Raw genomic sequence first — 11,348 nt, 5'->3', positions numbered from 1 at the left:
ATGATTCGAGTATTGTTATTTGCGCACTTGCAAGAAGAAGCAGGAACAAGTGAATTACAAATAGAGAAAGAAAATATTACGGTTGCAGAGTTAAAAGATGTTGTTGCTAAAGAATATAATGTACCAGTGACAGCATCAACTATGGTTGCGATTAATGAAGAATACGCAAATGAAGATGACACGATCCGAGATGGTGATGTTGTTGCACTAATCCCACCAGTGAGCGGTGGTTAATATTGGATTTATTAAAACGACTTTCCTACACAGGGGAAGTCGTTTTTTTATGGCAGTTTTGCGAACACTAATTTATAGAACAAGGAGGGTATTATGAAAAAAATATGTGTAGTTATTACAATGATATGTTCGGTCTTCTTCTCTTCCCCAAGTGATTCTTTGGCGAAAGAATCGAGGGAGCAGCTGTTAGAGAGTGCATTATCAAATAGGTACTATTCAGTTATTAGACAAGTGACAGAAGATCAATATGAATGTGCTTCCGTTATAAATATAAAGCGTCTCGGCAAGAACGGTGAGTTCGTTCCTAGATTTGAAATTACGCTACAATTTCTTACGTTCCAAGGTGCACATAATCCGCCGAATGATAAAGTTACACTTATTTTGGAAGATCATTTAGATCACGTAAAAATAAAGAAGGTGGAGCGAGAAAAGAATGTTTCTGGTGCTATTACAGAAAAAGTTTGTGAACGGGAAAAAGAAAAGATAAAAGATCACTCTAATGATTCAGAGTGATCACCTATGAAATTTAGTAAAGAAAGGTAATGAGCGATGGACATACTTTTAGCGATTTTACCGGCTCTATTTTGGGGAAGTATTGTGCTATTTAACGTGAAACTGGGCGGAGGACCGTATAGTCAAACGCTCGGTACAACGTTTGGTGCACTTATTTTCTCAATTGTTGTTTATATTTTTATGAAGCCCGTATTGACTCCTACTATTATCGGAGTTGGAATTGTGTCAGGTTTATTTTGGGCACTTGGTCAGGCAAATCAATTAAAAAGTATTGATTTAATGGGTGTTTCGAGAACGATGCCCATTTCAACAGGATTGCAATTAGTTGCGACGACTTTATTTGGAGTCATCGTATTTCATGAGTGGTCCACGACTATATCAGTCGTCCTTGGCGTTTTGGCTCTCGTTTGTATTATTATCGGTGTTATTTTAACATCACTTCAAAGTGAAGAAGAAAAGAGTGCAGAGCAGGCAGGGAACTTTAAAAGGGGCATTATCATTTTATTGATTTCAACAGTCGGTTATTTAGTTTACGTAGTAGTGATTAGACTATTTAACGTAGATGGTTGGTCAGCTTTATTGCCACAAGCAGTTGGTATGGTGTTAGGGGGCATTTTGCTTACGTTTAAACATCATCCATTTAATAAATATGCAATACGAAATATTATTCCAGGATTAATTTGGGCAGCTGGTAATATGTTTTTATTCATTTCGCAGCCGCGTGTTGGAGTGGCAACAAGTTTTTCACTATCACAAATGGGAATTATTATTTCAACGCTTGGCGGGATTCTTATATTGGGTGAAAGAAAAACGAAACGCCAATTAACGGGTATTGTCGTCGGTATCGTTTTTATTATCGCAGCCGGAATAATGTTAGGTGTTGCAAAAAGTTAAAGGGGGTATTGAAATGTATAGTGATTTAGCAGGAAAAGTTGTCGTTATTACAGGATCAGCAACTGGTCTTGGAAGAGCGATGGGAGTACGGTTTGCTAAGGAAAAAGCAAAAGTAGTGATTAACTATCGCTCACGAGAGTCAGAAGCGCATGATGTATTAGAAGAAATTAAAAAAGTAGGTGGAGAAGCGATTGCTGTAAAAGGGGATGTGACAGTTGAATCTGATGTCGTGAACCTCATTCAATCTGCTGTGAAAGAGTTTGGTACGCTTGACGTTATGATTAATAATGCAGGGATAGAAAACGCGGTCCCGTCGCATGAAATGCCGTTAGAGGATTGGAATAAAGTAATCAATACAAATTTAACAGGAGCTTTTTTAGGAAGCCGTGAAGCGATTAAATATTTTGTAGAACATGATATTAAAGGTTCTGTCATTAATATGTCGAGTGTTCATGAGAAAATTCCGTGGCCACTATTTGTGCACTATGCGGCGAGTAAGGGCGGTATTAAACTAATGACAGAAACGTTAGCGTTAGAATATGCACCAAAAGGTATTCGAGTAAATAATATTGGTCCAGGTGCAATAAATACGCCAATTAATGCCGGAAAGTTTGCTGATCCTAAAAAACGTGCTGACGTAGAAAGTATGATACCGATGGGCTACATTGGAAAACCGGAAGAAATTGCAGCAGTCGCAACTTGGCTTGCTTCCTCAGAAGCGAGTTACGTAACTGGAATTACGTTATTTGCAGATGGTGGAATGACTTTATACCCGTCGTTTCAAGCAGGGCGAGGATAATAAAAAAGGACAAAGAGTTTTATCTCTTTGTCCTTTTTTCTGCAAAAAAAAATAGCGGTCGGCTATTTTAAATTTAATGATTAATTGTATCTTGAAGAAATTCTGTTGCTTGATGTTCAGAAACATTTTGTACAAGTGCAACTTCGCTAATCATCATTTTGCGTGCATTATCTAGCATTTGTTTTTCGCTCGCATTTAATGCTCTCTCTTTATTACGGCGAAGTAAATCGCGAACAACTTCTGCGCTATCTTGCAGATTGCCGTTTTTCATTTTTTCCATATTCATTGTATATCTTTGTTTCCAGGAAAGTGATGTGTCTGATTCCCCGTTTTGAAATTCAAGAAGTATACCATCTAACGTACCTTTATCTACGATATAACGAATACCTGATTTTTGTAATTGATCCATAGGAAGCATTATTTGCATGTCTTTACTAATAATACGTATCACACAATATTGACGTGTTGTTCCTAATATTTCTTTCTCTTCAATGGCTTCGATGACTCCTGCGCCGTTCATTGGATAAACGATTTTATCGCCAATTTGAAACAAATCATCCACCTCCATATGTGGTAACCACTTTTAATGATAGCACATATGAGTAAAAATGTCAAATTTTATATAATACCATAATGTTGATATTATAGTCAATAAGTAAAAACTCTTTTTTTTATATATTTTTTTGCTCTTATTTATTAATGATCTTTTTGAAAAATAGTACAGGCGAAGAAAGAAGGCATATCCACTTATTTTTAAGCATAAAATGTAAAATCGCTAATACAATATACCTAAATCCGTTCTTTGTAGAGGAGGGAGAGAAGGTGGGGCGCACAATAAGAATTGATATTACAAATAAAGTTGTAGCTAAATTTAGACCGGATTATTTGGAATTATATACAAGTAAATTTATGATAGGTAAGTTTTATGTCTATACTGAAGGTAAACAATATGTGTTAGAAGACGGATATATATATGAAGACGGAAAATTTTATCGCATCATAGATACGCACCGTGGCAATAATCAAGCGGCGGAGGGCTGCGATCTAGGATGGTGTTAACATGATTCGTGTGAAAGTGTTTGATGAAAGTCACGAAAAAGACTTAGAAGACGCTGTAAATGTTTTCTTGAAAAAGATTGATGATAGTAACTTTGTAGATATTAAGTACCAAGTCGGTGTTTCTATTAACGATGACGAAAACCAAATTTATTGTTTTTCAGCAATGATTGTTTATAAAGCATAAAAAAGAGCTGGGTGAGCCAGCTCTTTTTTATGTTTTATGTTGGGACAACATGTGTCGGTAATACGTTCATAATAGATTGAGTTGTGCCTAATTTCTTTGTCGCTAAAAGAGGCGCCCCTGTTTCATGGTTTTGGGCATCTGTACACATACCAAGGTGATAACGATCACCTAAAAATGGATCGATATAAAAACCGTTTTTGAATACTTTATCATTCGGATGTTTTTCATGGTGAATGTCAGAGCAATTAATGCAATAGAACATAGCTTTCATCCCCTTTTTATTTTTGTTTGAAAAAAGTGAGGGGGTAGTCATTTCGCTCCTAAGGAAATGTTGAGGAGAAGAGAAATAACTACCTACTCAAATGGTGGACATATTCCTTCTGATTTTTCATATCTCGCGTAGTGTCCCTGAGGGAAGGAGGAGAGACGAAATACGCAAGATACACGTAAGGCATTTCTTTCAAGATGAATGATGGAGTTTCATATTGAGAGAAGTTTTTATTTTTTGTTGCCTTTGTGAGTATATTATGAGGAAATGCTCAGAGGGTGTTTGTCCTGTTGAAAAAATGTTGAGAATTTCTCAACAGTAAAAAAGAATTAGCGTTGACATGAAACCAAAAGGTGTTATATCATCTGAATGTAACCAAAAGGTGTTATATTTTAATGCCGAATAAAGGAGAATGAAAATGGAACAACAAAATACATTAACTGATATTAAACAAACAATCGTTTTTAACGCGTCTATTCAAAAAGTATGGAATGTAGTATCAACTGCAGAAGGGATTGCGTCATGGTTTATGCCAAATGATTTTGTATTAGAGGTAGGACATGAATTTCATGTGCAATCACCATTTGGACCATCACCATGTAAAGTGTTAGAAATTGATGAACCAAACCATCTATCTTTCTCATGGGATACAGATGGCTGGGTCGTTTCATTTAATCTGAAAGACCTAGGAGATAATAAAACAGAATTTACGTTAATTCACGGCGGCTGGAAACATCCTGATGAAATTCTTCCGAAAGCGAATGCGAAGAGTTCTATTATTCGCGATAGAATGAGCGGGGGATGGGTAGCGATTGTAAATGAAAAACTGAAAAAGGTTGTTGAAGGCTAAGTGTCCTCATCGGCAGCGAAATATGATGTATTTCAAGCAATTGCTGATCCAACCCGCCGAGAAGTAATACGGTTATTAAGTGATAAAGAGTTACCGATTTCCAAAATAACGGATCATTTTCCCATGAGTCGTACTGCGGTTGTAAAGCACCTTCATATTCTTTCGGAAGCGAATTTAGTAAGCGGAAGAAAAAGCGGAAGAGAGAAGATATATCGTTTGCATCCAGAACCATTAGAGGAATTACAACAGTGGCTCTCATATTATGAACGTTTTTGGGATAATAAATTATCTATGCTGAAACATATTGTGGAGAATGAAGAGTAAAAAGAGGATGACCGAGATGGTCATCCTCTTTATTATTGCTCACTTGTTTGTGTAGCTGGTTTCAATAAAATCCAAGCGATAATTAGTGTAAATACTGCTAATACGAAAGTACTCATATAAATGACGTGTACACTTGATGCTAATGCCTCTTGCGATTCGGTTACTACGTTTGCTGTAGTTCCTTCGTGTCCGCCACCAGATACAAGATCAAGGTTTTGAATACCGCGTGCATGAATCATCGTATTAAAGATTGTGCCAAAGATTGCAGCACCTAACGTTTGGCTAAATGTATTAATAAATGTGTTTAAACCAACGGCTGTTCCGCGTGTATGAGCTGGTACGGCTGCTTGAATTGTTACCATATAAATTGGTGTCACAAGCCCCATTCCTAAGCCGAATAATCCGACTGCTACATAAATAAGGAACGATGGTGAATTTGTTGATAATGTAAATAATAAGAACGTAGCCACTGATAAAATGCTAGCTCCAAGTAAAATGATTTGTTTCGTTTTTAATTTTCCTACTAAGTTACCAGAGAAAATAGCGCCAAATGTCCACATAACAGGGATTGGCATTAAAATAAGTCCAGCTTCAGTTGCATTTTTTCCTAATACACCTTGGCTCCAAATTGGAAGGTACATTGTAATACTAATGATCATTGCGCCAGCAATGAGCGTTAATATGTTTATCGTAGATAATGTACGGTTAGAGAAAAGTGCTAGCGGAATTAATGGTTCCGGAGATTTTTTCTCGATAAATAAGAAAATAATGAATGAAACGACGGCGAAGATTAATAGGCCGATAATTGTTATGTCTCCCCAGTTTTGCTTACTGCTACCTGTTAATAATGCATATAGTAGAGCGATCGTACTTAATGAGAAGACTGTTGCACCAAGATAGTCGATATGGTGTTTAGCGGGCTTAATAGATTCTTTGTAGTAAATTGCAATCATTAAGCAAGCGATAATTCCGAATGGAACGTTTAAGAAGAAAATATAACGCCAAGATAGGGAATCGACTAAAAATCCACCTACTAACGGTCCGATAACACCCGATACACCCCAAACGGCACTCATCCAACCTTGTGCTTTCGCGCGGTCTCTCGCTTCGCTATATAAGTCTCCAATAATCGTCATTGTGATCGGCATAACAGCACCAGCACCTATACCTTGAAGAGCACGGAAGAAGATTAATTGTTCCATTGATGTAACGACTCCGCAAAGCGCAGAACCGATTAAGAAGATTGTAGCTCCGATGAGTAAAACTTTTTTACGGCCGAATAGATCAGCTAACTTTCCGTATATTGGAGTCGAAACAGCTGTTGCAAGCATATAAATTGCATATACCCAACTAACAAGTTCGACGCCTGACAAATCACTCGTTATACGAGGGATCGCTGTACTAACAATCGTTCCTTCTACCGCAGAAAGAAACGTCATTAGCATTAAAGACATCATGACTTTTTTTCTCATATTTTTTCCCCTTACCCTTTTTCAAATATTCAACAATATAAAATATAAAGGTACTAAGGTATATAAAGCAACAAAAAAGCAATGGGAAGTTAGGAGGAGGGGATATTTGTCGTGGAATCGCCGATATAATTTCATGTACATATAAAAAAAGAAACAGGAAGCCCTGTTTCTTTTTTAATATTGCATTTTCGCGTTTTCTCCAGCTGTTGTCCCGGCAATTCGACCAGTAACGAGAGCAGATGTAATGTTATAGCCGCCAGTATAACCGTGAATATCAAGAACTTCTCCGCAGAAATATACGCCGTTCGTGAATTTAGAAGACATTTCTTTCGGGTTAATTTCTTTCACGGATACACCGCCGCCAGTAACGAATGCTTTTTCAATTGACTGCGTACCATTTACATTTACAGTAAATTCTTTAAAGTCTTTCACAAGTGCACGAATCTTCTCGTGAGAAACTTGTCCAGCTTGTTCGCTGCCATCAATTTCATTCTTTTCTAATAAGAATAGGAAGTAACGTTCAGGAACATAACCTTTTAATACATTTTTAATTCCTTTTTTCGGATCTTCTTTCATTTGTTTCAGCATGCGCTGGAATAGTTGTTCACTATTTTCTTCTGGCAATGCATCGATACTCATTTGAATCGTATTCGTTTTAAACTTTTTCAGTGCTTTCACGACGAATTGGCTACAACGAAGAGCGGCAGGACCAGATAGGCCGAAATGAGTGAAGAGCATGTCCATTTTGTGAGAAATGATAGCTTTTCCTTTCGGGTTTAATACGCTTAAGTTTACATCGCGTAAAGCAAGACCTTGTAAGGAGCGGTCACGAATAAATGGTTCGTTTGAAAGGATTGGTACTTCTGTTGGGAATAATTCTGTAATAGTATGTCCAGCCTTTTCAGCCCAAGCATATCCATCTCCAGTAGAACCAGTTTGAGGAACAGATTTTCCACCAACAGCGATAACGACGTGATTCGTTTCTAACACTTCACCAGTTTGCAGTACGACTGCTTTCGTTTGACCGTTCTCATATTCAATCGTTTCAACAGGTGTATTTGTACGGATTTTTACACCTAAGTCTTTTAATCGTGTTAAAAGTGCGTCTACTACTGATTGTGCTTTATTTGATACAGGGAACATGCGACCATGATCTTCTTCTTTTAGTTGTACGCCAAGCTTTTCGAAGAATGTAATAATATCTTCATTATTGAAAATAGAAAAAGCGCTGTATAAGAAGCGGCCATTTCCTGGTATATGTTTAACGATCTCATCAAGTGGTAGACGGTTCGTTACGTTACAACGACCACCGCCAGAAATCGCAAGTTTACGCCCTAGTTTATTTCCTTTATCAAGAAGTAAGACACTTGCGCCTTCTTCTGCAGCACCGATTGCAGCCATTAGCCCAGAAGGCCCGCCGCCGATGACAATAACATCATAATGCATAATATATCGACCTCATTTTCTACATTTCCTGCCTAAAAGAATAGCATGTTTTCCCTTAAAAGAAAAATAGAGTGAAGTACTGCTTAAGGATAGAATTGTGGTACAATACAAAAGTTAGAGTTCAGCACTATCCTGCTATTTGTGGGCAAGAAGACTAAAACCTTAAGATGTAAGAGAAATAAAAAGGAAATTTGGTAGCCCGTAAATGCTCGAATAGTTCAACTAATAAAGAGTAGGGAGTGAACACCTTCCCTGCAAATTATAGTTTCACTTTACCCCGCATTAACGGGCAGTAAGACTCCCACCTTAAAGTTTGCTTAGGACAAAGACGTAGGTGGGAGAGTAACTGCCCGTAAAGGCCCGATTGGTTCAACTAATAATCAGTGGGGAAGAACACCCACACTGATTAAAGTTTCACTTTATGTAGATGTAGGAGGATTTTTGTATGTCCGATTCGAAATTTCTGCGCGGAACGCTTATTGTTACGTTAGGGACATTTTTAGTAAAGTTCTTAGGCATGATTTACGTCTTTCCGTTTCATGCATTAGTAGGTACAGAAGGCGGAACGCTCTATACATATGGATACATTCCATATACGATCTTTTTAAGTATTGCAACGGCAGGGGTGCCGCTTGCTGTTTCCAAATTTGTTTCCAAATATAATGCGCTTGGCGATTATAAAACGAGCCGGAGAATGTTCCGCTCGGGAATGGTTATGATGATAGTAACAGGAGTTCTTTCGTTCCTAGTTCTATACATGACAGCGCCACTGTTTGCAGAAGCAATGCTTGGTAAACAAAGTATACACAGTAATGTAGAAGAAGTTACGACGATTATTCGTCTTGTAAGTTTTGCACTTATTGTTGTACCAGCAGCGAGTTTAATTCGTGGTTATTTCCAAGGTCACCAATCGATGGGACCGACTACTGTTTCGCAAATTATTGAACAAATTATTCGTATCGTCTTTTTATTAGCTGGTAGTTTTATCGTTATTAAAGTACTTGGCGGTACAGTTGCAACAGCAGTTGGGGTAGCGACATTTGCTGCGTTCGTTTCAGCAGTTGGAGCACTCGGTGTACTCATTTGGTACTGGTTAAAACGTAAAAAACATTTGGATCAATATTTAATTGAACAAACTGTACCAGAATCGACAGTGAGTACCGTTCAATTATTTAAAGAATTATTTGCATATGCGATTCCTTACGTTGTAATTGGGTTAACAATTCCTTTATATCAACAAATTGATACATTGACATTTAACTCAATTATGCAGGCGATTGGCCAAGGTGATATCGCAGAACGAGCGCTTGGTATTTTCACAATGTGGACGCATAAATTAATTATGATTCCTGTATCGCTTGCAACAGCGTTTAGTTTAACGCTTGTACCAGCGATTACAAAATCATTTACTGAAAAACAATACCGCTATTTAAAGTTACAAATTACACAAACATTCCAGGCAAATATGTTCTTAACATTGCCAGCAGTTGTCGGTATTTCAACACTTGCATATCCAATTTATACTGCGTTCTATGACTCAGATCCATTAGGTGGACAAGTATTAATGTGGTATGCACCAGTTGCATTGTTATTCGCTTTATTTACAGTAACAGCAGCAATTCTGCAAGGAATCAATCAACAAAAACATGCGATTGTCGCGCTTATTATGGGTGTTATTTTGAAATTCGTATGTAACGTAATCTTTATCCGTTATTTCGGTACAGTTGGAGCGATTTTAGCTACTGCAGTCGGCTTCTTAGCTTCCGTATGGTATACGAATAGACAAATCAAAAAACATGTACACTATTCATTTGGTGTTGTATATAAGAGAACATTCCAAATTGCAATATTAACACTTATAATGGTCATTGCTGTAAAGTTATCACAATGGATTCTGTCCTTCATGATTTCGCCTGATGGCCGAATGGGTGCTCTTATTACAGTTGTGGTTTGTGCAGGTATTGGTGGTCTTGTGTACGGATTGTTAGCAATTCGCACAGGAGTACTTGAAAGAGTATTTGGCGGAGAAGCATTAGAGAAAATCCAACGTAAACTTGGCAATAGATTCAAAATAAAGTTGAAATCAAAAGGGGCGTAATTACGTCCCCTTTTCTATGATAAACAAAGAAGGTGAAAAACGTGAGATTAGATAAATTATTAGCGAATATGGGATATGGAAGTAGAAAAGAAGTAAAGAAATTATTGAAAGACGGCGTTGTGAAAATTGATGGAACGCCAGTGAAAGATGCGAAGGTTCATGTAAATGTAGAAGAGCAAGAAGTTATGATTCACGGAGAAGTTGTGGAATATAAAGAGTTTGTTTATTTAATGTTGCATAAACCACAAGGCGTTATTTCAGCGACAGAAGATGATAATCATGAAACGGTAATAGATTTATTAGAGTTAGAAGATGCAATCTTTGATCCGTTCCCAGTTGGACGACTTGATATTGATACGGAAGGTTTCTTATTGATAACAAATGACGGGAAGTTATCACATCAGTTGTTATCTCCGAAAAAGCATGTGCCGAAAAAATATTATGCACACGTTGCAGGAGTAGTAACAGAAGAGGATGTAAAAGAGTTTGCTAAAGGTGTTATTTTAGATGATGGCTATGAAACAAAGCCAGGTGCACTTACAATATTAAAAAGTGATGCGATTTCTGAAATCGAGCTTGTAATTACAGAAGGAAAGTTCCATCAAGTGAAGCGTATGTTTGAAGCGGTAGGGAAAAAAGTAGTCTACCTAAAGAGAACAGAGATGGGACCATTAGTATTAGATGAAGAGCTAGAACTTGGACAATACCGAGAGCTATCAGATGAAGAAGTAGAAATGTTAAAAACATATCAAGTAGATACTGAGAAATAGTGCTGTTTTTGGCGCAGAAAAGACCCCTTTCTAATGAGTTAGAAAGGGGTATGTATTTATTTACATACAATTATTTTTTCATTATGAGGTCATTCTCACTTTCTTTCCTGTTGTTGTCCACTTACCGCGGCAAGGGCTATACACGAGTTCATTAAACTGCAACACATTTAGATCACGTTGTATCGTTCGCGGTGTGATCCCGAACTCATCTACAAGGTCTTTCGTCGTTACCGTTCCGTTTTCATTGATGTACATATAAATTGATTTAATGCGTGTTAGCATACGAGTAGTTGTAGGTTTCAAGAGAAAACCACTCCTCTACTAGTTTTTTTGACCCCATTCAGGAAAGAAGGTCGTTACTACCATTGTACTCTACATGATAAAATTCATGCTTTAATCTACTTAAATTTTACAAAAGTTTAACAAATATTCATATA

Annotated in this window: 15 protein-coding genes; 10 read left to right on the top strand and 5 right to left on the bottom strand. The window is 37.3% G+C overall.

Going from position 1 to position 11,348, the window contains the following annotated elements; translation table 11 throughout:
* From moaD to AC3WTA_RS11260, 4 genes are all read left to right on the top strand, one after another.
* A complete protein-coding gene (gene moaD / locus AC3WTA_RS11275) occupies nt 1-234 on the top strand; it encodes a molybdopterin converting factor subunit 1 (protein ID WP_000621775.1) in 234 nt (77 codons plus the stop codon).
* A 93-nt stretch (nt 235-327) separates the two neighbouring features.
* Nucleotides 328-747, top strand: a complete 420-nt coding sequence (locus AC3WTA_RS11270) for a DUF3888 domain-containing protein (RefSeq protein WP_000717673.1) — start codon at nt 328-330, stop codon at nt 745-747.
* Between the two features lie 36 nt (nt 748-783).
* A complete protein-coding gene (gene glcU, locus AC3WTA_RS11265; protein WP_000353539.1) occupies nt 784-1,641 on the top strand; it encodes a glucose uptake protein GlcU in 858 nt (285 codons plus the stop codon).
* A gap of 13 nt (nt 1,642-1,654) precedes the next feature.
* Entirely contained in the window at nt 1,655-2,440 is a 786-nt protein-coding gene (locus AC3WTA_RS11260; RefSeq protein ID WP_492332880.1) for a glucose 1-dehydrogenase, read from the top strand.
* A gap of 73 nt (nt 2,441-2,513) precedes the next feature.
* Here AC3WTA_RS11260 and AC3WTA_RS11255 read toward each other — a convergent pair whose 3' ends face one another.
* Nucleotides 2,514-3,008, bottom strand: coding sequence for a CarD family transcriptional regulator (locus AC3WTA_RS11255; protein WP_000451449.1), 495 nt, complete (start codon nt 3,006-3,008; stop codon nt 2,514-2,516).
* A 254-nt stretch (nt 3,009-3,262) separates the two neighbouring features.
* Between AC3WTA_RS11255 and AC3WTA_RS11250 the strand changes: the two genes are divergently transcribed.
* The gene (locus AC3WTA_RS11250) at nt 3,263-3,499 is read left to right on the top strand and encodes a DUF2553 family protein (RefSeq protein ID WP_000533808.1); all 237 of its coding nucleotides are present in this window, start codon (nt 3,263-3,265) and stop codon (nt 3,497-3,499) included.
* 1 nt (nt 3,500) lies between these two features.
* A complete protein-coding gene (locus tag AC3WTA_RS11245) occupies nt 3,501-3,683 on the top strand; it encodes a sporulation protein Cse60 (protein WP_000621751.1) in 183 nt (60 codons plus the stop codon).
* A gap of 34 nt (nt 3,684-3,717) precedes the next feature.
* Here AC3WTA_RS11245 and AC3WTA_RS11240 read toward each other — a convergent pair whose 3' ends face one another.
* Nucleotides 3,718-3,945 carry a DUF3973 domain-containing protein gene (locus AC3WTA_RS11240; RefSeq protein WP_000498994.1) on the bottom strand — a complete coding sequence of 76 codons (228 nt, stop codon included), beginning with the start codon at nt 3,943-3,945 and terminating at the stop codon, nt 3,718-3,720.
* Nucleotides 3,946-4,369: 424 nt separating this feature from the next.
* Here AC3WTA_RS11240 and AC3WTA_RS11235 point away from each other — a divergent pair, with 424 nt between their 5' ends.
* Nucleotides 4,370-4,801: an SRPBCC family protein gene (locus AC3WTA_RS11235; RefSeq protein ID WP_000437776.1), complete on the top strand. Its 432-nt coding sequence runs from the start codon at nt 4,370-4,372 to the stop codon at nt 4,799-4,801.
* Nucleotides 4,802-5,125, top strand: coding sequence for an ArsR/SmtB family transcription factor (locus AC3WTA_RS11230; RefSeq protein WP_000098837.1), 324 nt, complete (start codon nt 4,802-4,804; stop codon nt 5,123-5,125).
* 32 nt (nt 5,126-5,157) lie between these two features.
* Here the strand turns inward: AC3WTA_RS11230 and AC3WTA_RS11225 are convergent, their stop codons facing one another.
* Both AC3WTA_RS11225 and AC3WTA_RS11220 read right to left on the bottom strand, forming a co-directional pair.
* Complete coding sequence (locus tag AC3WTA_RS11225; RefSeq protein WP_001228002.1) at nt 5,158-6,597, bottom strand: MDR family MFS transporter; 1,440 nt, start codon at nt 6,595-6,597, stop codon at nt 5,158-5,160.
* Nucleotides 6,598-6,771: 174 nt separating this feature from the next.
* Complete coding sequence (locus tag AC3WTA_RS11220; RefSeq protein ID WP_000558876.1) at nt 6,772-8,043, bottom strand: BaiN/RdsA family NAD(P)/FAD-dependent oxidoreductase; 1,272 nt, start codon at nt 8,041-8,043, stop codon at nt 6,772-6,774.
* 445 nt (nt 8,044-8,488) lie between these two features.
* On the opposite strand from AC3WTA_RS11220, the gene AC3WTA_RS11215 reads away from it, so the two are divergent.
* Nucleotides 8,489-10,141 (top strand): putative polysaccharide biosynthesis protein, encoded by a 1,653-nt coding sequence (locus tag AC3WTA_RS11215; RefSeq protein ID WP_001284032.1) that lies wholly within the window; start codon nt 8,489-8,491, stop codon nt 10,139-10,141.
* 41 nt (nt 10,142-10,182) lie between these two features.
* Entirely contained in the window at nt 10,183-10,911 is a 729-nt protein-coding gene (locus AC3WTA_RS11210; protein ID WP_001234941.1) for a pseudouridine synthase, read from the top strand.
* An 81-nt stretch (nt 10,912-10,992) separates the two neighbouring features.
* Here the strand turns inward: AC3WTA_RS11210 and AC3WTA_RS11205 are convergent, their stop codons facing one another.
* Nucleotides 10,993-11,214, bottom strand: a complete 222-nt coding sequence (locus AC3WTA_RS11205) for a DeoR family transcriptional regulator (protein WP_000805512.1) — start codon at nt 11,212-11,214, stop codon at nt 10,993-10,995.
* Nucleotides 11,215-11,348 lie beyond the last annotated feature (134 nt).

The organism is Bacillus sp. EB106-07-01-XG149 (assembly GCF_058791555.1).
Note: the sequence above shows the minus strand (reverse complement) of the source record. Positions and strands in the feature narration are given on the sequence as shown.